This window comes from Saccharopolyspora rosea (assembly GCF_025643595.1).
GTDB lineage: Bacteria > Actinomycetota > Actinomycetes > Mycobacteriales > Pseudonocardiaceae > Saccharopolyspora > Saccharopolyspora rosea.
Map to the genome: position 1 here is coordinate 763993 of NZ_CP102826.1, position 23117 is coordinate 787109.

The 23117-nt window shown below is 73.4% G+C and carries 20 protein-coding genes; 12 read left to right on the forward strand and 8 right to left on the reverse strand.

Going from position 1 to position 23117, the window contains the following annotated elements:
- Nucleotides 1–118 precede the first annotated feature (118 nt).
- Both NV263_RS03755 and NV263_RS03760 read left to right on the forward strand, forming a co-directional pair.
- Nucleotides 119–1279, forward strand: a complete 1161-nt coding sequence (locus NV263_RS03755; RefSeq protein ID WP_263251072.1) for an exonuclease SbcCD subunit D — start codon at nucleotides 119–121, stop codon at nucleotides 1277–1279.
- Entirely contained in the window at nucleotides 1276–4227 is a 2952-nt protein-coding gene (locus tag NV263_RS03760) for an AAA family ATPase (RefSeq protein WP_263251074.1), read from the forward strand. The genes NV263_RS03755 and NV263_RS03760 overlap by 4 nt, the downstream gene beginning before the upstream one ends.
- A 37-nt stretch (nucleotides 4228–4264) precedes the next feature.
- Here the strand turns inward: NV263_RS03760 and NV263_RS03765 are convergent, their stop codons facing one another.
- Nucleotides 4265–4765, reverse strand: a complete 501-nt coding sequence (locus NV263_RS03765; RefSeq protein ID WP_263251077.1) for a methylated-DNA--[protein]-cysteine S-methyltransferase — start codon at nucleotides 4763–4765, stop codon at nucleotides 4265–4267.
- Nucleotides 4762–6228, reverse strand: coding sequence for a DNA-3-methyladenine glycosylase 2 (locus tag NV263_RS03770; RefSeq protein WP_263251078.1), 1467 nt, complete (start codon nucleotides 6226–6228; stop codon nucleotides 4762–4764). The genes NV263_RS03765 and NV263_RS03770 overlap by 4 nt, the downstream gene beginning before the upstream one ends.
- A 125-nt stretch (nucleotides 6229–6353) precedes the next feature.
- Here NV263_RS03770 and ychF point away from each other — a divergent pair, with 125 nt between their 5' ends.
- On the forward strand, nucleotides 6354–7433 hold the full coding sequence (gene ychF, locus NV263_RS03775; protein WP_263251080.1) for a redox-regulated ATPase YchF: 1080 nt from the start codon (nucleotides 6354–6356) through the stop codon (nucleotides 7431–7433).
- A 185-nt stretch (nucleotides 7434–7618) separates the two neighbouring features.
- Here the strand turns inward: ychF and NV263_RS03780 are convergent, their stop codons facing one another.
- Entirely contained in the window at nucleotides 7619–8041 is a 423-nt protein-coding gene (locus NV263_RS03780; protein ID WP_263251082.1) for a GNAT family N-acetyltransferase, read from the reverse strand.
- A gap of 61 nt (nucleotides 8042–8102) precedes the next feature.
- Entirely contained in the window at nucleotides 8103–9233 is a 1131-nt protein-coding gene (locus tag NV263_RS03785; RefSeq protein ID WP_263251083.1) for an 8-amino-7-oxononanoate synthase, read from the reverse strand.
- Nucleotides 9234–9355: 122 nt separating this feature from the next.
- Here NV263_RS03785 and NV263_RS03790 point away from each other — a divergent pair, with 122 nt between their 5' ends.
- From NV263_RS03790 to NV263_RS03800, 3 genes are read left to right on the forward strand one after another with little or no spacing between them, the layout of a single operon-like run.
- The gene (locus NV263_RS03790; RefSeq protein WP_263251084.1) at nucleotides 9356–10615 is read left to right on the forward strand and encodes an adenosylmethionine--8-amino-7-oxononanoate transaminase; all 1260 of its coding nucleotides are present in this window, start codon (nucleotides 9356–9358) and stop codon (nucleotides 10613–10615) included.
- On the forward strand, nucleotides 10615–11313 hold the full coding sequence (gene bioD, locus NV263_RS03795) for a dethiobiotin synthase (protein ID WP_263251086.1): 699 nt from the start codon (nucleotides 10615–10617) through the stop codon (nucleotides 11311–11313). Before NV263_RS03790 ends, bioD begins: the two co-directional genes overlap by 1 nt.
- Before the next feature lie 10 nt (nucleotides 11314–11323).
- Entirely contained in the window at nucleotides 11324–12301 is a 978-nt protein-coding gene (locus NV263_RS03800; protein WP_380756824.1) for an FAD-dependent oxidoreductase, read from the forward strand.
- A gap of 99 nt (nucleotides 12302–12400) precedes the next feature.
- On the opposite strand, the gene NV263_RS03805 is transcribed toward NV263_RS03800, so the two are convergent.
- Nucleotides 12401–12697: a 4a-hydroxytetrahydrobiopterin dehydratase gene (locus tag NV263_RS03805; RefSeq protein ID WP_263251090.1), complete on the reverse strand. Its 297-nt coding sequence runs from the start codon at nucleotides 12695–12697 to the stop codon at nucleotides 12401–12403.
- A 64-nt stretch (nucleotides 12698–12761) separates the two neighbouring features.
- Nucleotides 12762–13406: a serine hydrolase domain-containing protein gene (locus NV263_RS03810; RefSeq protein ID WP_263251092.1), complete on the reverse strand. Its 645-nt coding sequence runs from the start codon at nucleotides 13404–13406 to the stop codon at nucleotides 12762–12764.
- 227 nt (nucleotides 13407–13633) lie between these two features.
- On the opposite strand from NV263_RS03810, the gene NV263_RS03815 reads away from it, so the two are divergent.
- The 3 genes from NV263_RS03815 to NV263_RS03825 are packed head-to-tail and all read left to right on the forward strand — an operon-like array spanning nucleotide 13634 to nucleotide 16567.
- Nucleotides 13634–14320, forward strand: coding sequence for a response regulator transcription factor (locus tag NV263_RS03815; RefSeq protein ID WP_263251093.1), 687 nt, complete (start codon nucleotides 13634–13636; stop codon nucleotides 14318–14320).
- On the forward strand, nucleotides 14317–15663 hold the full coding sequence (locus NV263_RS03820) for a sensor histidine kinase (protein ID WP_263251094.1): 1347 nt from the start codon (nucleotides 14317–14319) through the stop codon (nucleotides 15661–15663). Before NV263_RS03815 ends, NV263_RS03820 begins: the two co-directional genes overlap by 4 nt.
- Before the next feature lie 55 nt (nucleotides 15664–15718).
- The gene (locus NV263_RS03825; RefSeq protein ID WP_263251095.1) at nucleotides 15719–16567 is read left to right on the forward strand and encodes an NUDIX domain-containing protein; all 849 of its coding nucleotides are present in this window, start codon (nucleotides 15719–15721) and stop codon (nucleotides 16565–16567) included.
- Here the strand turns inward: NV263_RS03825 and NV263_RS03830 are convergent.
- Together NV263_RS03830 and trpS are read right to left on the reverse strand one after the other, a co-directional pair.
- Nucleotides 16564–17169: a Uma2 family endonuclease gene (locus NV263_RS03830; protein WP_263251096.1), complete on the reverse strand. Its 606-nt coding sequence runs from the start codon at nucleotides 17167–17169 to the stop codon at nucleotides 16564–16566. The genes NV263_RS03825 and NV263_RS03830 overlap by 4 nt on opposite strands.
- Before the next feature lie 162 nt (nucleotides 17170–17331).
- Nucleotides 17332–18297: a tryptophan--tRNA ligase gene (trpS, locus tag NV263_RS03835; protein WP_263251097.1), complete on the reverse strand. Its 966-nt coding sequence runs from the start codon at nucleotides 18295–18297 to the stop codon at nucleotides 17332–17334.
- 207 nt (nucleotides 18298–18504) lie between these two features.
- Here trpS and NV263_RS03840 point away from each other — a divergent pair, with 207 nt between their 5' ends.
- The 3 genes from NV263_RS03840 (at nucleotide 18505) to NV263_RS03850 (ending at nucleotide 23091) form a co-directional block, all read left to right on the forward strand.
- Entirely contained in the window at nucleotides 18505–18816 is a 312-nt protein-coding gene (locus NV263_RS03840; RefSeq protein ID WP_263251099.1) for a YciI family protein, read from the forward strand.
- 488 nt (nucleotides 18817–19304) lie between these two features.
- Entirely contained in the window at nucleotides 19305–21218 is a 1914-nt protein-coding gene (gene typA / locus NV263_RS03845; RefSeq protein ID WP_263251100.1) for a translational GTPase TypA, read from the forward strand.
- Nucleotides 21219–21345: 127 nt separating this feature from the next.
- The gene (locus NV263_RS03850) at nucleotides 21346–23091 is read left to right on the forward strand and encodes an ABC transporter family substrate-binding protein (RefSeq protein WP_263251101.1); all 1746 of its coding nucleotides are present in this window, start codon (nucleotides 21346–21348) and stop codon (nucleotides 23089–23091) included.
- Nucleotides 23092–23117: the final 26 nt, after the last annotated feature.

Genomic DNA, 23117 nt, shown 5'->3' on the forward strand with positions numbered 1-23117 from the left:
ACAAGGTCGTCGCGATCCGCGTGAACGTCATATCACTGCGCGGTCGAGCGTGTACGACACGCCGAAGCGATGTGGGGGGTCGGCAACGGCGATCGGCGTCGTCGCTAGCTTGTGGCGCATGCGGGTTCTGCATACCTCCGACTGGCACGTCGGCCGGACGTTCCACGGCCGCGACCTGCTCGGAGATCAGGAGGCCGTCCTGTCCGGGCTGGCCGACCTGGTCGCCGAGGAGCGCGTGGACGTCGTGGTGCTCGCCGGTGACCTCTACGACCGCGCCGTCCCCTCCGGCGAGGCCGTGGAGATGTGCATGCGCGTGCTGTCCCGCATCCGCGAGGCGGGCGCGCAGCTGGTGGTGACGCCGGGCAACCACGATTCGGCGGCGCGCGTCGGCGCGTTCGCCGAGTTCGCCGCCGCGGGCGGCTTGCACCTGCGGACCAGGATCGCGCGGTTGCACGAACCGGTGCTGCTGCCGGACGAGCACGGCCAGGTGGCGTTCTACGGGATCCCGTACCTCGAACCCGATCCCGCGCGCCACGCGCTGCGGGCCCGCGCCGACGTGCCCGGGGCCGGCGAGGTCGCCGAGCGCGGCCACACGGCGGTGCTCACCGAGGCGATGAACCGGATCCGGGCCGACCTGGCCGGCCGCGACGCCCGCTCGGTGGTGCTGGCGCACGCGTTCGTCACCGGCGGTGAACGCGGCGACTCGGAGCGCACGATCGCGGTCGGCGGTGTCGAGCAAGTGCCCGGGTCGGTCTTCGACGGCGTCGACTACGTGGCGTTGGGGCACCTGCACGGCCCGCAGCGGTTGGCCGAGCACCTGCGGTACTCGGGGAGCCCGCTGGCGTACTCGTTCTCCGAGGCGGCGCAGCGCAAATCGGTGTGGCTGGTGGACTTCGACGCCGCCGGGCTGGCCGAGGTGCGACGCCGGGAGCTGCCGGTACCGCGACGTCTGGCCACTGTGGAGGGACGGTTGGCGGAGCTGCTGTCCGCACCGGAGTACGCCGAGTACGAGGACTGCTACCTGTCCGCGACGCTGACCGATGAGGTGCGCCCGCTGGAGGCGATGCGCCGGCTCCAGGAACGCTTCCCGCACGCGGTCCACCTGGAATGGCGGCCGGAGGGCGGCCGGGCCACGTCGCCCCTGCGGTACGCCGAGGCGGTGCGCGGCCGCGACGACCGGGAGCTGGCCGCGCGGTTCGTCGCCGACTGCCGGGGTGCCGAACCGAACGAGTCCGAACGGGAGTTGCTGGACCGGGCGTTGCGGGAGGTGGCCCGATGAGGCTGCACCGGCTGGAAATCACCGCGTTCGGTCCGTACCGGAACCGCCAGGTCGTCGACTTCGACGCGCTCGGCGGCGACGGTCTCTTCCTGCTGCACGGCGACACGGGCGCGGGGAAGACGACGCTGCTCGACGCGGTGGCCTTCGCGCTGTACGGGTCGGTGCCCGGTGCGCGCAACGACGCCAAGCGGCTGCGCTGCGACACCGCCGACGACGACGTGGCGACGAAGGTCGTGCTGGAACTGACCGTGCAGGGGCAGCGGCTGCTGCTGGAGCGCAGCCCCGAGTACCAGCGACCGAAGAAGCGCGGGGAGGGCTTCACCACCCAGCAGGCGAAGGCGTCGTTGACCTGGCTCGACGGCGTTCCGACCGGCCAGCCGCCGGAGGGGTTGACCCGCATCGACGAGGTCGGGCGCACCGTGCAGCGGTTGCTGGGGATGAGCGTCGAGCAGTTCTTCCAGGTCGTGATGCTGCCGCAGGGCGAGTTCGCGCGGTTCCTGCGCGCGGACACGGCCGAGCGCGAGAAGCTGCTGGAGCGGCTGTTCGGCACGCAGCGCTTCGCCGACGTCGAGACGTGGTTCGTCCAGCGGCGGCGGGAGCGCGGCCGGGAGGTCGAGGCGCAGACCCTGGAGGTCCGCGACCTGCTGGCGCGGGTCGCCCAGGTTTCGGCCAGCGAACCGGGGGAGGACGAGCAGGGCTGGTTGGAGGAGGTCGAGAAGCGGGCCGTCCGGGAGTGGGAGGGCGCGCAGGCCGAGCACTCGCGCCTGCGGCGGGAACGCGACGCCGCCGAGACCGCGCTCGCCGAGCGCCGGGAACTCGCGGACAGGGTGCGGCGGGTGCGGCAGGCGAACGCCACCCTCGCCGAGCTCGAAGAGCGCAAACCCCAGCACGACGCCTGGCGCGCGGAGCGCGAAGCGGCGCAACGCGCCGTGCCGGTGCTCGCCGCCCGCCAGGCCGTGCAGCGCGCCGAACAGGCGCGGGAGCGGGCCGGGGCCGACGTCGTCGCCGCGGCGCAGCGGTGCTCGGACGTCGACGCCGAGGCGCCGCTGGACGAGCTGCGCGCCCTGGCCGGGCGCGACCGCGAGTCGGCCGGTGCGCTCGCGCAACTGGTTCCCGAGGCGCAGCAACAGGAATCCGACCGCGAGCGGCTCGCCGGCCTCGCCGAGCGCATCGCCGCGGACGAACGCACCGAGGCGGAGCTGGCGCAACGGCAGCAGGCGTTGCCGGAGCGCATCACCGCCGCCCGGCAGCAGGTCGACGAGGCCAAGCACGCCGAGGTCCGGCTGGAGACGGTGGTGTCCCGGGTCGAGGAGCTGAGCGCGCTGTTGCAGGCGGCGCGCGAACTGCCCCGTCACGAGCGGGAATTCGCCGATGCGACGACGCGCGCCCAGCAGGCCGTCGACGCGCACCAGCAGGCGCGGGACCGGTTGCAGGACCTCCGCGCGCGGCGGCTGGCCGGGATGGCCGCCGAGCTGGCCCGGCGGCTCGCTCCCGGCCAGCCGTGCCCGGTGTGCGGGTCGGCCGAGCACCCCGCGCCCGCCGAACCCGTCGACGACCAGGTCAGCGCCGATGACGAGGACGCCGCCCAGCAGGAGGAGCAGCGCGCGCAGGCCCGCCGGGAGCAGGCCGCCACCGAGGCCCAGCGGGCCCGGCAGGCGCGGGACCGCCTGGCGGAACGGCTCGGCGAGCACACCGAACAGGGGCTGGCGACCGAACTCGCCGAGCTCACCGCCGAGCGCGACGCGTTGCGGCGCACCGCCGGGGAACTGCGGCAGCGCACCGAGCTGTTGGCGGAACTCGAAGCGTCCACCGAGCGGATTTCGGCCCAGTTGACCGACGTTCGCTCCCGACTGGCCGCGTCCCGCAGCGAGCGGACCAGTCTTGAGACCACAGTGGACGAAAGGGAGCTCCGGCTGCGCGAGGCGCGCGGTGACCACCCGAGCATCGCCGCCCGGCGGGAGCACCTGCTCGGCGCCGCCGCGAACCTGGACCGGCTCGTCGACGCCCGGATCGCCCGCGACGACGCCGACGGCCGCCTCGCCGAACAACGGCAAGCGCTGCGCGACGCGGCAGCCGAGGCCGGTTTCGAGTCCGTGGAGGCGGCCTTGGCCGCCGAGCGCGGCGAAGCACGGCTCGCCGAACTGGCCGATGCGCTCGCCGAGGCGGAACAGCGCGCCGCGGGCGCGCGGGACGCCCTGGCCAGCCCTGAGCTGTTCGGCGTCGACGCGGATGCCGAGGTCGGCCTCGAACAGGCCACCGAGGCGGCCACGCTGGCGCGCGAGGCGGCCGAGCGGGCCGCGGCGATGGCGCACCGCGCCGAGCAGCGGCACCGCGACATCGCGCAGCTCGCCGAGCGACTGCGCGCCGCGTGGGCGCGGCTCGGGCCGGTGCTGGCCGAGTTCGCCGAGCTGGAAGCGCTGGCGGACGTGGTCAACGGCCGCGGGCAGAACGCGCGCCGGATGTCGCTGCGCTCCTACGTGCTCGCTGCGCGGCTGGAAGAGGTCGCGGTCGCGGCCACGCGCCGGTTGCAGCGGATGAGCGACGGGCGCTACTCGTTCGTGCACTCCGACGCCGCCGGGGCGCGCGGGACGCGCGGCGGGCTCGGTCTGGACGTCCTCGACGACTACTCGGGCAAGGTGCGCCCCGCCAAGACGCTGTCCGGCGGCGAATCGTTCCTCGCCTCGCTGTCGCTCGCGCTGGGCCTCGCCGACGTGGTCGCCGCCGAGACCGGCGGAGCGCTGCTGGACACCCTGTTCATCGACGAGGGTTTCGGCACCCTCGACGCGGACACGCTCGACCTGGTCATGGACACCCTCGACGAGCTCCGGGCGGGCGGCCGCGTCGTCGGCCTGGTCTCGCACGTCGAGGAGATGCGCCAACGCATCGGAGTCCGCCTCCGCGTCCGCAAATCCCGCGAGGGCTCCACCCTCGAACTCCGGACGGCGTGAACGGCCGACCCCGCCCGGGGTCGGCCGTCCAGGGCGGTCAGCGCCCGGTCGACTCGTGGTCGAGCAGCCAGCGCTTGACGTCGAGGCCCCAGCGGAAGCCGCCCAGGGTGCCGTCGCTGCGCAGCACGCGGTGGCAGGGCACGAACAGCGCCGCGGCGTTGCGGGCGCAGGCCGCGGCCGCCGCGCGGATCGCCTTCGGGCGTCCGGCGAGGGCGGCGTACTCGGTGTAGCTCACCGGTTCTCCGGCGGGGACCTTGCGCAGCACGTCCCAGGCGTGTTCGAGGAACTCGCCGGAGCGCTGGCGGACCGGGATCGCCTCGACGGCGTCGAGCTCGCCTTCGTGGTAGGCGAGGACGGCGCGCGTCACCGGGCCGAGGTCGGCCGCGTGGCGCGGGGTCGCGCGCAGCAGGACGGGGGCGACCTGCGGCGTCAGTTCGTCGAGCCGGGCGGTCCAGCCCGAGGCGAGCACCGCGCCGTCGTCGTCCACGACCGCGGTGAACGGTCCGACAGGTGTGTCCACAGTGGACCAGGTAGTCATGGTTCCTCCAAGTTCCGGGTGGCCGCGGACCACAGCAGCACGCCCGCGTAGGAACGCCACGGGCTCCACTGCCGCGCGCGGGTGCGCAGCGCGGCCGGTTGGGTCGACAGTCCGAGTGCGGCGGCCCCGCGGCGCAGCGCCAGGTCGCCGTCGAGCAGCACGTCGGGAGATCCGAGCACCCGCATCGCGACGTAGTCCGCCGTCCACGGGCCGATCCCGGGGATGTTCACGAGTTCTTCGCGCAGTTCCGCCGCTTCCCGGCCGGGGTGCAGCCGCAGCCGCCCCTCGGCCACGGCCTCGCCGACCGCGCGCACCGTCTCCGCGCGGCGGCGCGGGCCGGCGAGCGCGTCGAGCACGCCCTCGGCGAGTGCTTCCGCGGTGGGGAAAAGCCTGGTCACGGTGCCGTCCGAGTGGGGGAGCGGGGTGCCGAGCGCGGCCGCGAGCCGTTCGGTCGTGCGGCGCGCCGCGGCGACGGAGATCTGCTGGCCGATCACCGCCCGCACCAGGATCTCCAACCCGTCGACGCTGCCCGGCACCCGCACCCCGGGGTTGCGGGCCACCTCGGGCGCCAGGACCGGGTCGGAGCCGAGCGTCTCGGCGACCGCGACCGGATCCGCGTCCAGGTCGAGCAGTCGGCGCACCCGCGCCACCGCGCTGCCGAGATCCCGCAGGTCCGTCAGGGCGAGCGTGCAGGCGACGTGGTCGCGCTGCGGGACCAGGCGCACCACGCCGGTGCCGTGCGGGAGCCGCAGCGCGCGGGCGTAGTGGGCGGGGCCCGCGTCCTCCACCCCCTCCAGCGCCCGCTCGCCGAGGAACCGCAGCAGCCCGCTGAGATCGCACGGCGCCCGGAACGGCAGGCGGAGCCGGATCGCGCCCGCCCCCGACGGCTCGTCCGCGCGGCGACGGGCGCGTCCGCGCAGCGCGGTCGGCGTCGTGGCGAACACCTCCCGCACCGTGTCGTTGAACTGCCGGAGGCTGGAGAACCCGGCCGCGAACGCCACGTCGGTGAACGGCAGGTCGGTCGTCTCGATCAGGATCCGCGCCGAGTGGGCGCGGTGCGCCCGCGCCAGGCCGATCGGCCCCGCGCCGAGTTCGGCGGTCAGCACCCGCGTCAGGTGCCGGGGCGAGTAGCCGAGCTGCGCGGCCAACCCCTCCACACCACCGCGGTCCACCGCGCCGTCGGAGATGAGGCGCATCGCACGACCGGCCAGGTCGGCGCGCATGTTCCACTCCGGCGAGCCGGGCACCGCGTCCGGCAGGCACCGGCGGCACGCCCGGAACCCCGCCGCCTGCGCCGCGGCGGCCGTCGGGAAGAACAGGCTGTTGTCGCGCTTCGGCGTGCGCGCCGGGCACGACGGGCGGCAGTAGATCCCGGTCGTGCGCACGGCGTGCACGAAGCAGCCGTCGAAGCGCGCGTCGCGCGAGGCCACTGCCCGGTACGCCTCTTCCGTTCCCACCAACACGCCCTCGATGCTTCCAGCGGCAGCGGCCCGGGACTAGCGGAAATCGGACGTACTGGTGTGGCTCGCGCCGCGTCGCCCGCGACCGGGGCCGTTGGCGGTGCGGCCCGGCCCCTAGACTTCCGGGTGTGAGTCTCACCCTCGGAATCGTCGGGCTGCCCAACGTCGGCAAGTCCACCCTGTTCAACGCGCTGACCAGCAACGAGGCGCTCGCGGCGAACTACCCGTTCGCCACCATCGAGCCGAACGTGGGCGTGGTGCCGCTGCCGGACCAGCGGCTGGACAAGCTCGCCGAGATGTTCGACTCCGCTCGGACGATGCCCGCCACCGTCTCGTTCGTCGACATCGCGGGCTTGGTCAAGGGCGCCTCCGAGGGGCAGGGGCTGGGCAACAAGTTCCTCGCCAACATCCGCGAGGCCGACGCGATCTGCCAGGTCATCCGCGTCTTCGACGACCCCGACGTGGTGCACGTCGACGGCCGGGTGGACCCGTCCAGCGACATCGAGACGATCAACACCGAGCTCGTCCTGGCCGACCTGCAGACGCTGGAGAAGGCGCTGCCCCGGCTGGAGAAGGAGGCGCGCACCCACAAGGACCGGCGCGCCACCCTGGAGGTCGTGCAGCAGGCCAAGGAGGTCCTGGACTCCGGCCGGACCCTGTTCGCGGCGGGCATGGGCCGCGACACCGCCGAACTGCGCGACCTCAACCTGCTGACCACCAAGCCGTTCCTGTACGTGTTCAACGCCGACGAGGGCGTGCTGGGCGACGAGACCCGGCAGAAGGAGCTGCGCGAGCTCGTCGCCCCCGGTGACGCGGTCTTCCTGGACGCCAAGGTCGAGGCCGAGCTGATGGAACTCGACGAGGAGTCCGCCCGGGAGCTCCTGGAGTCCATCGGGCAGCACGAACCCGGCCTGCACGCGCTGGCCCGCGCGGGTTTCCACACCCTCGGCCTCCAGACGTTCCTCACGGCCGGTCCGAAGGAGGCCCGCGCCTGGACGATCCGGCAGGGCTGGACCGCCCCGCAGGCCGCGGGGGTCATCCACACCGACTTCGAGCGCGGCTTCATCAAGGCCGAGATCGTCTCCTACGACGACCTGGTCGAAGCGGGGTCGATGGCCGCGGCCAAGTCCGCGGGCAAGGTCCGCATGGAGGGCAAGGACTACGTCATGGCCGACGGCGACGTCGTGGAGTTCCGCTTCAACGTGTGATCGGGCTCGCCCTCGGTCCACTCGCCGCCGACGCACTCCGAGCTCCGCTCGCCGGTGCGCGTGATGTCGCCGGCCACGCGGTAGACCTCGGCCTGCCACCCGGCCGTGGCCCGATCGCGGTTGCCCGGGGGGCGCGCTCCGACGTCGGACGCCGCGTCGGAAGCCGTTGCGGCCGGGCCCGGAGCTCAGAGGTTTTCCTCGCGCCTCGGGCGTTCCAGGTAGGTGTGGTCGGCGGGAACGGTGAAGCCGTGGGCGCGGTAGAGGCCGTGGGCGTCCTCGGTGTGCAGCATCCAGCGGAAGTCGCGACCCGGGCCCTCGTCGACCATGGTGCGGACCAGGGCCTTGCCGACGCCGTGGCCGCGCGCCTCGGGGACCACGAAGACGTCGGCGAGGTAGGCGGAGGCGACCCCGTCGGAGAACGCGCGGGCGAAGCCGATCATCCGGCCGGACGGCCTCGCGTACGCGCCGACGACGCGCCAGGCGCGGTCGATCTGGCGCTCCACGTGCTCGCGCCTGCGCCAGCGGCCCCAGTACGCCTGCGTGGACAGGAACTCCCACACCGCGTCGCGGTCGATGCGAGAGGGCGAGTCGTCGGTCTCGAAATCCATGAAAACAGGCTAGTGACGCGCGCATCCCGATTTTCGCCGCGCGAGGCCCCACCGGGAGGTCTCACCGCACGGCGGCGATGACCTTGACGGCGCGGGTGACGTCCTGGTGCGTCAGGTCGGCGCGGGAGGTCAGGCGCAGCCGGGAGGACGAGTCCGGTACCGAGGGCGGTCTGAAGCAGCCCACGACGACCCCTTCGTCGCGGCACCGGGCCGCCCAGGCCACCGCGTGCTCCGGCGAGTCCGCGGGCAGCGACAGCACCGCACCGCCCGGTCGGCGCACCGGCAGGCCCGATGACGCCAGCCCGTCGTGCAGTGCCGAGGCGGTGTTCCGGACCGCCTCGGCGCGTTCCGGTTCGGCGCGCAGCACGTCCAGCGCCGCCAGGGCGGCTCCGGCGCAGGACGGGGCGAGCCCGGTGTCGAAGATGAAGGTGCGGGCGGTCTGCGTCAGGTGCTGGATGACGCGGTGCGGGCCGAGGACCGCGCCGCCCTGCGAGCCCAGCGACTTCGACAGCGTCGCGGTCACCACCACGTCGGGCTCGTGGGCCAGGCCCGCGGCGTGCAGCGCACCGGCGCCGCGCGGGCCCGTGGTGCCCAGCCCGTGCGCGTCGTCGACGAGCAGGGCCGCGCCGTGCTCCCGGCACGCCTGGTGCAGGGCGCGCAGCGGTGCGGTGTCGCCGTCGACGGAGAACACCGACTCCGTGACGACCAGGGCGGGCCCGTCGTGCCCGGACAGGACCTCGTGGACGGCCGCGACGTCCCGGTGCGGGACGATCCGCACCTCGGCCCGCGACAGGCGGCAGCCGTCGATCAGCGAGGCGTGGTTGTGCCGGTCCGAGACGATGAGGGTGTCCGAGCCGGTCAGCGCGTTGGTCGCGGCCAGGTTCGCGGTGTAACCGGACGAGAAGACCAGCGCGGACTCGGCGCCGCAGAACCCGGCGAGCCGCTCCTCCAGATCCCGGTGCAGCTGGGTGGATCCGGTCACCAGCCGCGATCCGGTCGACCCCGTGCCCCACTCGCGAGCCGCGCGGACCGCCCCGCGCACGACCTGCGGATGACGGGTCAGACCGAGGTAGTCGTTGCCCGCCAGGTCCAGCGCGTCGTCGTCGGCGCGGCGCACCCGCGGGGTCCGGTGCAGCCCGGCGCGTCGGCGCTGCTCCAGCCGCCCGTCGATCCAGTCGAAGACCGTGGACATGGTCGTCGACTCTGGCACGGTGCGTAGCGGGCCAGCACTGTCCGAAGTGAACAAGGTTGCCCGCGCGACGTTGTGCGTGGCGGGTCTGAAGTCCCCGCGACGGCCGCGGCCATGATCACCGCATGGACGACGCGAGACGGCTGTTGGAACTGGACCGCGCGCACGTGTGGCACCCCTACGCGGGCGTGCCCGCGGACGCGGAACCGTTCCTGGTGGAATCCGCGAGCGGCGTGCGGCTGCGGGTCTCCGGCGTGGGCGACCTCGTGGACGGGATGTCCTCGTGGTGGGCGGCGATCCACGGCTACCGGCACCCGGTGCTCGACGCGGCCGTGCGGGACCAGCTCGACCGGATGAGCCACGTGATGTTCGGCGGGCTCACGCACGAACCCGCCGTGCGGCTGGTCCAGCGGCTCGTGGAGATCACCCCCGAGCCGTTGCGGCACGTCTTCCTCGCCGACTCCGGATCGGTGTCCGTCGAGGTCGCCATCAAGATGTGCCTGCAGTACTGGCGCGGGCGCGGCAGGCCGGAGAAGCGGCGGCTGATGACGTGGCGCGGCGGCTACCACGGCGACACCTGGCACCCGATGTCGGTGTGCGACCCCGAAGGCGGCATGCACCACCTGTGGTCGGGGGCGCTCGCCGAACAGGTCTTCGCCGCCGCGCCCCCGGACCGGTACGAGCAGTCCTATGTGGACCACCTGGCGGACGTGCTGGGGCGGCACGCGCGGGAACTCGCCGCCGTGATCGTCGAACCCGTGGTGCAGGGAGCCGGCGGGATGCGCTTCCACAGCCCCGCCTACCTGCGGGCGCTGCGGGAGCTGTGCGACGCCCACGACGTGCTGCTGGTCTTCGACGAGATCGCCACCGGGTTCGGCCGCACCGGCGAGCTCTTCGCCGCCGACCACGCGGGGATCAGCCCCGACGTCATGTGCCTCGGCAAGGCCCTCACCGGTGGATACCTCACGATGGCCGCGACGCTGTGCACCGGGCGGATCGCCGCCGGGATCCCGCTGCTGGCGCACGGACCGACGTTCATGGGCAACCCGCTGGCGTCCGCCGTGGCCAACGCGTCCCTGGACGTGCTGCTCGACCAGGACTGGCGGCGCGAGGTCGAGCGGATCGAGGACGGGCTCCGCCGCGGGCTCGAACCGGCGCGGGCGCTGCCCGGGGTGGCCGACGTCCGGGTGCTCGGCGCCATCGGCGTCGTCCAGCTCGACCGGGCCGTGGACACCGCGGCAGCCACCCGCGCGGCGGTGCGGCACGGCGTGTGGCTGCGGCCCTTCCGCGACCTGATCTACACCATGCCGCCGTACGTGACCAGCGATGACGACGTCGCGCGCATCGCGTCCGCCGCGGTGGCCGCGGCGGGGGGAGGGCACTGATGTCCGTCCTGTTCGTCACCGGTACCGGAACCGATGTCGGCAAGACCGTCGTCACCGCCGCCGTCGCCGCGGCGGCCGGAGGGTCGGTCGCCGTGCTCAAGGCGGCGCAGACCGGCGTCGCGGACGGCGAAGCCGGCGATGCCGACACCGTCGCGCGACTCGCGCGGGTCACCGCGCGGGATCTCGCGCGGTTCCCGGAGCCGCTGGCGCCCGCGACCGCCGCGCGACGCGCGGGTGCGCCGCCGGTGCGGCCGAAGGCCGTCGCCGACGCGGCGGCGGCGCTCGCCGAGGAGCACGACCTGGTGCTCGTCGAAGGAGCCGGCGGGTTGCTCGTCCGCTTCGACGACGAGGGCGGCACGCTCGCCGACGCCGCCGCCCAGCTGTCCGCGCCGGTGCTGGTCGTCGCGCATCCCGGCCTCGGCGCGCTCAACGCGGCCGCGCTGACCGCCGAGGCGTTGCGGGCGCGCGGACTGCGGTGCGCGGGCCTGGTCCTCGGCAGCTGGCCGGTGCGACCGGACCTGGCCATGCGGTGCAACGTCACCGACCTGCCGGAGGTCACCGGAGCTCCCCTGCTCGGGGCCCTGCCGGAAGGCGCCGGACGCGCCGATCCGGCGGCGTTCCGCGACATCGCGCGGGCCGGACTGGCCCCCGAACTGGGCGGGACGTTCGACGCTGACGAGTTCGCGCGCGGCCGGTAGCGTGATGCGGGTGAGCGCGTCCGGGAAGCCGGTGCTGGTCGTCGGTGCGGGAGTGGTCGGCCTGACCACCGGTGTCGTGCTGGCCGAGTCCGGCCGTCCGGTCCGGATCCGCACGGCCGACCGCCCGCGCGACACGACCTCGGCGGCGGCCGGGGCGATGTGGGGCCCGGCGCTGCTCCGCCCGGCCGACCGGGTGCTGCGGTGGGCCACCCGCTCGCACGCCGAGTTCACCGCGCTCGCCGAGGACCCGGAGTCGGGCGTGCACCTGGCCGCCGGGACGATGGCTTCCCGCGCGGTCCTCGGCGACGTGGTTCCACCGGAGGCCCGGCTGATCCCCGACCTGCGCCGGTGCACCCGGGACGAACTGCCCACCGGGTTCGCCGACGGCTACCGGGGCACCGTGCCGCTCATCGACATGCCCCGCTACCTGGACCACCTGGTCGACAGGTTCCGGGCGGCGGGCGGTGAGCTCCTGCTCAGCCCGGTTCCGATGCTGGCGGACGCGGTGGCCGAGTCGTCGATCGTGGTGAACTGCACGGGAGTCGGGGCGCACCTGTTCGGCGACCCGACCGTGCGCCCGGTGCGCGGACAGGCGCTCGTGGTGCGCAACCCGGGGATCGACGAGTACTTCGTCGAGCTGACCGCCTCGGACGAGTTCGCCGCGATCATGCCGCACGGCGACCGGGTGGTGCTCGGCGGCGTCGCCGTCGAGCACGACTGGAACGCGACCCCGTTGCGCGGCGTCGGGGCCGGAATCCGCCGCCGCTGCGCGGAGATCGACCCGCGGTTGGCCGACGCCGAGGAAATCGGCGAACTCGTCGGCCTGCGCCCCGGCCGGGAGTCGGTGCGCGTCGAGGTGGAGCGGTACGAGGGTGCGCGGGTGGTGCACAACTACGGGCACGGCGGCTCCGGGGTCGCCCTCTCGTGGGGCTGCGCCCGCGAAGCCGCCGAACTCGCGGTCGGCGCGGGGGAACGCACCGCCAGCTGATCGCGCCACGGCTTTTCGCGAGCGGCGGCGGATTCCCCTTCGGCGGCGCCGCTTCCCCCTCCGGTGGGTACGCGCGCCGGTCGGGTTCGAGGACCGGCCCTAACCCCGGAGCTGTTCGACGACGCCGTCGATCTCCTGCGCCAGTGACGTGTCGTTCGCCGTGATGCCGCCCTGGGAGTGCGTGGTGCAGGCGAACGTCACCGCGTTGTAGCGGACGTCCATGTCCGGGTGGTGGTTCTCGCTCTCGGCGATCTCCGCTACCCGGTTCACGGCCTGGATGGCCTGCGGGAAGCCCGCGAACTCGACGGTGCGCACCAACCGCGCGCCCTCCTGCCGCCATTCCGGGAGGTGCTGCAACGCCTCGGAGACCTGGTTGTCGGTGAGAAGTTCGGTCATGACCGCCATGGTGGCCGCTCGCCCCGGCTCGCGCGAGGCAGTCAGAGGCAGGCGTGCAGGGCGGTCAGCAGGCGCTGGGCGCGTCCGTCGTGGCCTTCGGCGCGCATCGTGCACGGGGTGTGGGAGAAGGCGACGCCCAGGCGCGGCCAGCAGCCGTGCACCGAGCCGCCCGCGCCGCTGTGCCCGAAACCGATCCGCCCCGGACCGCAGGTGCCGAGGTCGTCCTGCAATTCGGAGCCGAGGCCGAAGACCAGCGGACGTCCCGTTCCCGGGTCGGTGCCGCGGCTCTCCTCGCGGTGCACGCGTTCGAGTAGTCCGGGGCTCGTCGGCACCGGCCGGTGCGGTCGGAGTGCTCCGCGGGCGGCCCCAGCCACCCGTCGGCCGGGATCCGCTCGGTGATCTCGGCGCGCACGTAGTCGGTGATGGACCGGCCGTCCACCTGGCGCACCAGCTCGGCGGCCAGCCACCCGGACGTCAGGGCGTGGTAGGCGACGCGGCTGCCGACCGGCCACAGTGGAGCCTGCTCGGCGAGCAGCGCGGCCACCGCCGGGTGGTCCGCGGCCATCTCCCGGGACACCGCGCGCTGCGGGTACGGCAGCCCGGCCGCGTGCGGGAGCAACTGGCGCACCCGGGACAGCCCGATCGCCTCGGCGGACTTGGCGAAGTCGCGCTCGGCCACCGACAGCGTCGCGGCCCGCACCACCCGCATCACCCGGAGGTGCGGCGCCGCGCGTCCCGCCGACCGAGATCACGGCGGATCGGCGGCGCGACGTGGAACCGGTCACGTCGTCCAATTCGGACGGTCGAGGTGCGCCGCCGCGCCGTGTCCGGACGGCTCCGCGGCGTAGCTGAGATCGCGCTGAGAATGCGCTGTTCAGCTGAGAACCTCCTGAGAGGTCGTGGTCGCCGGGGTCGGGCCCCGGCATCCTGGAGGGCATGGCGCCGCGGGTGTTGGTGGTCGACGACGAGCCGGGAGTCCGGACCGCGCTGCGCCGCGGGCTCACCGCCGAGGGCATGGAGGTCGCCGTCGCCGGTGACGGAGTGGAGGCGCTCCGGCTGGCGGGCACCGGCGCCTTCGACGTCGTGGTGCTCGACCTGATGCTCCCGGGGCTGTCCGGGTACCGGGTGCTGGAACGCATGCGCGCCCAGGACGTGACCACGCCGGTCCTGCTGATCTCGGCGAAGAACGGCGAGGTCGACCAGGCCGACGGCCTCGACCTCGGCGCGGACGGCTACCTCGTCAAACCCTTCTCGTTCCTGGTCCTGGTGGCGCAGGTGCGCGCACTGCTGCGGCGGCGCGACGCGGCGGCTCGGCAGACCGGCCTGCGCGTCGGCCGGCTGGAGATCGACCGCACCGCCCGCGAGGTCAGCTGGAGCGGCCGACCGGTCGCGCTCTCGCCGCGCGAGTACGACCTGCTGGTCGCGCTGGCCGGTCACCCGGAGTCCGTGGTGCCCAAGGACGACCTGCTGCGCATGGTGTGGGGCGAGGAGCAGTTCGTCACCCGCAACGTCGTCGAGGTCTACATCGGCTACCTGCGGCGCAAGCTCGCCTCGGCCGGTGCCGGGCACCTGGTGCGGACCGTGCGTGGACAGGGCTACCGGGTCAGCGACGAGCCCGCATGACCGCCCGCCTGCGCCGGTGGTGGTTCCGCCGCACGATCCAGTTCCGGACCAGCGCGGTCGCCGCGGTCGTCGCCCTGATCGGCCTCGGCGTCATCGCGCACGCCAGCACCGGGTTCGTCGGCTGGCTGCTCATCCAGTCCGTGGACACCGACCTGGAGCGCACCGCGACCGCCACCGCCCAGCGGCTGTCCCGCGGATCGGCCCCCTCCGCGCTGGCCGACGCCGACGTCCGCGTGCTCGACCTTTCTGGGCATCCGGTGGACGGATTGCCCGACCCCGGCCTGCGCCACGGGCAGCTCGCCGAACTCGTCGCCGGGCAGGGCGTGCTCCGGTTCGACCCGCCCGCGGCGGTCTACCGGTGGCGGGCCGGAGTCGCCCGCGACGCGGCGGGCCAGCCCCGCGTGGTGCTCGCGGGCGCGCGCCTGGTCGGGTTCGCTGAAACGCTCGGCACGGCCGGTCAGGTGCTCGGCGTCGGTTCGGTGCTGGCCGCGGGGCTCGTCGGGCTGGCGACCTGGCTCGTCGTTCGCCGGTCCCTGCGCCCGGTCGAGCGGATGCGCCTGGCGGCGGGGGAACTGCCCGAAGGGCAGCGGCTCCCGGTGCCGGAAGCGAACGACGAGATCCGCGCACTCGCCGAGGAGCTCAACGCCATGCTGGCCCGGCGGGACGCCGACACCGAACGGCTGCGCCGGTTCACCGGCGACGCCGCGCACGAACTGCGCAACCCGGTGACCGCCATCCGCACGCAGGCCGAAGTGGCGGTCGTGCACCCCGATCCGGCCCTCGCCCAGGAAACCCTCCAGGACGTCGCCCACGAGGCCCAACGGCTGTCGGACCTGGTGGAAAGCCTGCTCACGCTGGCCCGCGCCGAGCGGGACACGCCGTCCCCGGCCCGGCCGGTCGACCTGGTGGCCGCGGTCCGCGCCACGGTCGACCGCCTCGAACAGCACGGGGTGCGCCCCGAGGTCGCGATCGATGTGCCCGACGCGCCGACCGCGGTCCCGGCCGACCCGACCGAGGTGTCCCGGGTGCTGGACAACCTGGTCAGCAACGCCCTGCGCTACGCGAAGGCGCTGGTCCGCGTCTCGGTGGTGGCGACTCCGGGGATGGTGCGCCTGGTCGTCGACGACGACGGACCGGGCATCCCGGCGGAGCACCGCGAGCGGGTGTTCGACCGGTTCTACCGCGTCGAGTCGGACCGGGCCCGCACCAGCGGCGGTGCGGGGCTCGGCCTCGCCCTCGTCGCCGAGGCGGTGCGCCGACGGGGAGGAGCGGTCCGCGCCACCGAGTCTCCGGAGGGCGGCGCCCGCGTGGAAGCCGTCTGGCCCCGGTACGCGCCGTCCTAGTGCGCACCGAGGTCCCGGCGACCGGGCGTGGCGGAGTGCGGCAAGATGTGTGCACGTGCCGGTATTGCGGAGTACGGGACTGATCAACGCGCCGCTCACCACAGCGGCGGCGGCGCTGCGGCACACCCGGACCGCGGAGCTGGGCCTGCGGCACGTCGGCGTCACGGGTCACGCCGCGACGCGGCCCGACGTGCTGCTGACCCCGGGCGACGAGCTCGCGTTCCGGGCCCGGATCGCGCGCCTCCCGGTGTCGCTGACCACCAGGATCGTCCGCGCGGACGCCGGCGGGCTGAGCTCGGTGCTCGTCGCCGGGCCGCTGCCCGGGCTGCGCCACGAGTCGGTGCTGGCCGACGCCGGTCCGCGCACGCTGCTGACGGATGCGGTGCACTGGGAGGCGCCGCTGGGTGTCGCGGGGCGGATCGCGAACGTCGTGCTGATCCGCCGATTCGTGCTCCGGGTGCTGGCGGCGCGCATCGCCGCGGTTCGACGGCTGGCCGAATGCTGGGAGGGGCGCCAGGTCGTGGTGGGCACCGCTATCGTCCACAATGGACGGCTGCTGGCCCAGCAGCGCCGCTACCCCGCGAAGGACGCCGGGCGCTGGGAACTGCCGGGCGGACGGGTCGAACCCGGTGAGACCGAACAGGACGCCGTCGCGCGGGAGTGCAAGGAGGAACTCGACGTCGAGGTGCGCCCCACCGGTCGCGTCGGCACCGACGTCCCGCTCGACAACGGGATGTTGCTGCGCACCCACACCGCCGAACTGCTCGACGGCGAGGCGGAGCCGAAAGCGGTCGAACACCACGACGTCCGCTGGGTGGCCGCCGACGAACTGTCCGATCTGGACTGGCTCCCGGCCGACCGGGTGCTCGTCCCGGCGCTGCGCGAACTCCTCAGCGCCCCTTAGGGTTCGAGCAGCTCGGCCGGGTCGAGCGACAGCGGGAACGGTAGCTCGGTCTCGAAGGTCTGGCCGTTGCGAGCCGTCGCCTGCCGCTTGTACTCGCCGTCTTCGAGCCGGAGCAGTTCGACGTCGACCCGTTGCCCCGTGTAGGAGACCTCGACGCGCATGAAGTACGGGATCGCCGACTCGGCGCACAGAGCCGACTTGTCGATCTTGTCGCGTCGTTCGCTGGACGGCGAAACGCACTCCCCCACGAGCAGGGCCTCGTTGGCGGGAATCCACGTGCGGCCTCGGCCCGGTCGCGTCAGCACCGCGAAGTCCGGCTCCATCCAACGCTTGACATCGAGCTGGAGGCTGACGGTCAGATAGAAGAGGAACCCGCTCTCGGCTGCGGCTCGTTCCAGGCGCTTGCCCAGCGTCCAGACGGCGAACATGTTCGCCGTCCCCTCACGTGGACTCATGATCAGCTTCCCGTCCAGGCACTCGTACTTGGCCGGGGGCATCCCCGGGATCGGTAGGTACCTGTCGGCGAGCTCCGGGGTCCACAGGCCGTTCAGCTCCACGAGGGGGTCGAACGAGGAATTCGGCTCGATCGCCGGTGCAGCCATGACGACACTCCTCTCGACCAGGAACCCGGCCGGACCGCGGTACCCATGAACCCAGGTTGGCGGCACTGATCATGACCTTGCCAGGTAGTCCACTCGAACTGGTGAACGAACGGGCGGGCGTTCCGGCAGCGCTCGGGCCGGGACGCCCGCCGCGTTCGGTCGTCAGCGCAGTCCGGCCATGCGCATCGCGGCCTGCAGGCGCGGTTGGGCGCGGTCCGCGGCGTGCTTGGCGCCGTGGGCCCGGATGCGGTCCAGCTCGGCGGGGTCGTCCAGCAGCTCCCGGGCGCGTTCCCGCACCGGGCCGAGGACCTCCACCACCGCCTCGGCCGCGATCTCCTTCAGCGCCGCGTACGAGTCGGCCGCCGACGCCGCGGTGTAGGGGCTGGTACCGCGGCACGCGCCGAGGATCTCCAGGAGGTTCGCGACGCCGGGCTGGTTCTCCGGGTCGTAGCGGACCTCGCCCACGTCGTCGGTCACGGCGCGGCGGAACTTGCGGCGGATGACGTCGGGCTCGTCCAGGACGAACACCACGCCCGCGGACTGCTGGGTGGACTTGGCCATCTTGCGCGCGGGGTCGGACAGGTCGCGCACCCGCGCCGCGGTCTTGGGCACGACCGCCTCCGGGACGGCGAAGACCTCCCCGTAGGTGGCGTTGAACCGCCGGGCGAGCACCCGGGCCAGCTCGACGTGCTGGTCCTGGTCGCTGCCGACGGGCACCTCGGTGGCGCCCTGCAGCAGGATGTCGGCGGCCATCAGGACCGGGTACGTGAGCAGGCCCACGCGCACCGAGTCCTGGCCCGCGCCCCGCTCCTTGAACTGGATCATCCGCGCGGCCTCGCCGTAGGAGCAGGTGCACTCCAGGATCCAGTTCAGCGCCCCCAGCTCGCAGGCCAGGTCGGACTGCACGAACACCGACTCCGGGCCGATGCCCGCGGCCAGCAGCACCGCGAACTGCTCCCGGGTGAGCGCGCGCAGCCGTCCCGGCTTGTGCGGCGTGCTCATGGCGTGCATGTCGGAGACGAAGAACAGGTCCGCGGGCTCGCGCTCGGTCGCCCAGCGCCGCACGGCGCCGAGGTAGTTGCCCAGCTGGACGTGGCCGGACGGAGTGATGCCGGACAGTCGGGTCATCGTGGTCGCTCCCGGTGTCGTCGAGCCGCCCCCAGGATCGACCACGTCGCGCTCGGCCGCCTGGTGGCGGCCGGTTGCTGCGTCGTCAGTGCGCGCGCTCGCGGGGCCGCCTCGCAGCGGCCCACCAGTTGTTCGACATCGCGTGCACGCGGCAATGTTACCGCTTGGTGATCGGCAGTGGTCAAGGCTCGGAGTTACCGTGAAAATATGTTTGTGGTGCTGCTGGAATACACTGCCCCGGAATCGGACATCGACGGCCGTCTGGTAGATCACTACGAATGGATCACCCGGCATTACGATGCGGGCGACTTCATCGCCGCCGGGCATCGGCACCCCCGCAACGGGGCCGTGATCATCGCGCGTGCGATGTCCCGCGGCAGGCTGGACGCGATCTTGGCGACTGATCCGTTCCTGCTGCACAAGCTGGCCCGTTACGACGTGATCGAGTTCCAGGCCAGGCGCACCATCCCAGAGCTGGCCAAGTACGCCGACCCGCTGACGCCGGTCGCCGGCCAGTAGCGGCGGAGAAGATCGCGAACCTCGGCGGGCGCCGAGGTGAGGTCAATTCGCGTCCTTTTTCTTTGCCTCTTTCTTGGTCTTCTTTTGCTTTTTCTTGACCTCCTGCGCCTTGGCCTCCCGCAGGGCTTCGCGCAGGACCACGATCGGGCAGCGCTTGCACGGGGGTCGCGAGAGGCAACATTTCCTTTTGACCTTGATTGTGTCTTTGCCCACGGTTCGTCTTTCCGCTGCCGGGGTCGGTCGCGCTCAGGGTAGGCGAACCTAACCGCAGAAGGCGAACCCGATGTTGGTCGGCGCCCGGCTCGATGTTGCGCTCAGCACGTGCCGGTGGGCAGCGCCCGCCGTTGCACTACGCTGGACCGAGCCGCGCGTCGACCTTCGCGTGCCCGAGGCACGCACAGCTCCGCAGCAGCGGCGTCGTGGAGCCGCGGCCACTCGTCGACGAACACCGCCGTGCCCGCTTGTCGCGTAGAGCCAGGAGTACCCGCGTGTCCGCCACCAGTGTCGCCGCCCCCATCCGCAGTGATCTGCGCAACGTCGCCATCGTCGCGCACGTCGACCACGGCAAGACCACGCTGGTGGACGCCATGTTGCGGCAGTCCGGTGCGTTCTCCGAACGCGCCGAGCTCGTGGACCGCGTGATGGACTCCAACGACCTGGAGCGCGAGAAGGGCATCACGATCCTCGCCAAGAACACCGCCATCCGGCGCGAGACGCCGGGCGGCCCGGTGACCATCAACGTCGTCGACACCCCCGGGCACGCCGACTTCGGCGGTGAGGTGGAGCGCGCACTGTCCATGGTGGACGGTGTGTTGCTGCTGGTCGACGCCAGCGAGGGGCCGCTGCCGCAGACCCGGTTCGTGCTGCGCAAGACGCTGGCCGCCGGACTGCCGGTGATCCTCGTGGTCAACAAGGTGGACCGGCCCGACGCCCGGTGCGCCGAGGTCGTCGACGAGACCCACGACCTGCTGCTCGACCTGGCCGCCGAGCTCGACGACGACGGGGTCGACATGGAGGCCATCCTCGACCTGCCGGTCATCTACGCCTCGGCCCGCGCCGGCCGGGCCAGCCTGGCGCGTCCGGTCGACGGCGAGCTGCCCGCCGACGAGGACCTGTCGTCGCTGTTCGACGTGCTGCTCAAGCACGTGCCCGCCCCGGTCGCCGACGCCGAGGCCCCGCTGCGCGCGCTGGTCACCAACCTCGACGCCTCGTCGTTCCTGGGCCGCATCGCGCTGTGCCGGATCCACTCGGGAACGCTGCGCAAGGGGCAGACCGTCGGGTGGTGCAAGGCCGACGGCAGCGTCGAGAAGGTGCGGCTCACCGAGCTGCTGATCACGCAGAACCTCGACCGCGTGCCGTGCGCCGAGGCGTCCGCGGGTGACCTGGTCGCCATCGCGGGCATCCCGGACATCACCATCGGCGACACCCTCGCCGACCCGGACGCCCCCGAGCCGCTGCCCCGGATCACCGTCGACGACCCGGCCATCTCGATGACCATCGGCGTCAACAACTCGCCGCTGACCGGCCGCAACGGCGGCACCAAGATCACCGCCCGGCTGGTCAAGAACCGGCTGGACGCCGAGCTGATCGGCAACGTGAGCATGCGGGTGCTGCCGACCGAGAAGCCCGACGCCTGGGAGGTGCAGGGCCGCGGCGAGCTGGCGCTGGCCGTGCTCGTGGAGACCATGCGCCGCGAGGGCTTCGAGCTCACCGTCGGCAAGCCGCAGGTCGTGACCAGGACCATCGACGGGAAGCTGTGCGAGCCGTTCGAGCGGCTGACCATCGACGCGCCGGAGGAGCACCTCGGTGCGATCACCCAGCTGCTGGCCGGTCGCAAGGGCCGGATGGAGACCATGGACGGCCACGGCACCGGGCGGATCAAGCTGGAGTACGTGATCCCGGCGCGCGGGCTGATCGGGTTCCGCACCGAGTTCCTCACCGAGACCCGGGGCACCGGCATCGCCAACCACGTCTTCGAGGGCTACTTCCCGTGGGCTGGGGAGCTGCGCACCCGGCACACCGGGTCGCTGGTCGCCGACCGGGCCGGTGCGGCGACCACCTACGCGCTGCTCCAGCTGGCCGACCGCGGCACCTTCTTCGTCTCGCCCGGTGACGAGGTCTACGAGGGCATGGTCGTCGGGGAGAACCCGCGCGCCGAGGACCTCGACGTCAACATCAGCAAGGAGAAGAAGCTGACCAACATGCGCTCGTCCACCGCCGACGAGCTGGAGCGGCTGGCCAAGCCGCGCACGCTCGCCCTGGAGGAGGCGCTGGAGTTCTGCTCCGGCGACGAGTGCGTCGAGGTCGGCCCGGAGGCGATCCGGGTGCGCAAGATGACGCTGGACGGCACCACCCGCGCCCGCGAGCGGGCCCGTTCGAAGGCCCGCGACAACCAGTCCTGACCGGCGTCACCGATACCCCGGTGTCGGAACCTCGCACGGCGGACGCAACCATGGATGGCTCCCGCGCGTCCAGCGGTCGTACGCCCGTGCGCGGGTCCGGATCATCGACTCCGAGGGGAGGTTGGGCGTGTTCCAGGGTCGGCGCCGCCCGTTCGCCGCGGCCTCCCTGCTGGTGACAACCCTGAGCGTGGTGGCGGCGTGCACCAACGCGCCACCGCCGCCGCTGGTCCCGCCGCAGGAGAGCCCGACCACGACCACCAGCGCCCCGCCCACCCAGCCGATGCCGACCGAGGTCGTCGTGGGCGTGGACAAGCTGGAGGGCGGGTTCAACCCGCACACCCTGGCGGACCTGTCCCCGACCAGCTCGACGCTGGCCAGCCTGATGCTGCCCTCGGTGTTCCGGCCCGGTCCGGACGGCAGCCCGCAGCTGGACACCACGTTGATGGAGTCCGCCGAGGTGGTCCCGGACGCGCCGAAGTTCACCGTGCGGTACCGGATCCGGCGGGAGGCCAGCTGGTCGGACGGTGCGCCGATCGCCGCCGAGGACTTCGTCTACCTGTGGGAGCAGCTGCGCTCGCAGCCCGGGGTGGCCGATCCGGCGGGTTACCGGTTGATCGACGACGTGGCCTCCCGGTCGGGCGGCAAGACCGTCGAGGTGACCTTCTCGCAGCCGTTCCCCGGCTGGCGGAGCCTGTTCAACAACCTGCTGCCCGCGCACCTGCTGCGCGACGCGCCGCGCGGCTGGGCGAACGCGCTCGACGACGGCTACCCGGCCTCCGGGGGACCGTTCGCGATCCGGCAGGTCGACCTCGCGCGCGGCGAGATCACCCTGGAGCGCAACGAGCGCTACTGGGGACCCCCGGCGGTCTCCGACCGGATCGTGCTGCGCGCCCTGGACCCGACGCGGCAGGTCGAGGCGCTGCGCAGCGGGGACAGCCACCTCGCGGTCTTCAGCCCGGACAGCGACACGCTCAAGGCGCTGCACGACCTGGGCGACCAGGTGCAGCTGATCAACGTGCCGCGCCCGGCGACCATGCAGGTCCTGCTGCGGCCGGACAGCCGCGCGCTGTCCGACGCGCGGGTGCGGGGCGCCGTCACCGCGGCGCTGGACCGCGGCGCGCTGGTCGACGCGGGCACCGGCGGCGGGCCGGGCGAGCAGCTCCCGGCCCACGCCCAGGTGCTCGCCCCGTCCGAGCCCGGCTACAAGCCGACCGAGCCGCCGGGGCAGCTGGCCGAGCACCCCGACCCGGCGAAGGTCGAGCAGCTGCTCACCGAGGCCGGTTACCAGCGCTCCGGCGGGACGTGGCTGCGCGACGGCCGCCCGCTGAACCTGGTCATCGCCGCGCCGTTCGAGCACCAGTCCTACGTCCGGATCGCGGAGACCGCGGCCAAGCAGCTGCGCGACCAGGGCATCCAGGCCACGGTCGTCACCCCGACCGGGCACCAGCTGTTCGGCGAGATGCTGCCGGTGGCGCCCAAGGCGACCGGCGGGGCCAGCTCGGTGGACATGGCGATCGCGCCGCGCCCGGCCGGGGACGACCCTGCGGCGATGCTGGCGTCGCAGTACGGCTGCGCGGGCACCGCCAAGGACAGCGAGCAGCCGTTCCCGCCGAACGACTCCGGGTTCTGCGATCCGCTGCTGCAACCGACGATCGACGCCGCGCTGACCGGGCGGCTGCCGTTCCCGGACGCCTCGACCAAGATCGAGTCGACGTTGTGGAACCAGGCCATCGCGGTTCCGCTCTACCAGCAGTCCCAGGTCATGGCGGTGCGGCGGGGCGTCGGGGGGATCCAGGTGGGCAACGGTCTGGCCGGGCCGTTCTCGACCGCCGCCCAATGGGTCGGCACCCCGGCCGACAACGACGGCTACTGATCGGCGGCGTCGCGCTGGGGCGTTCG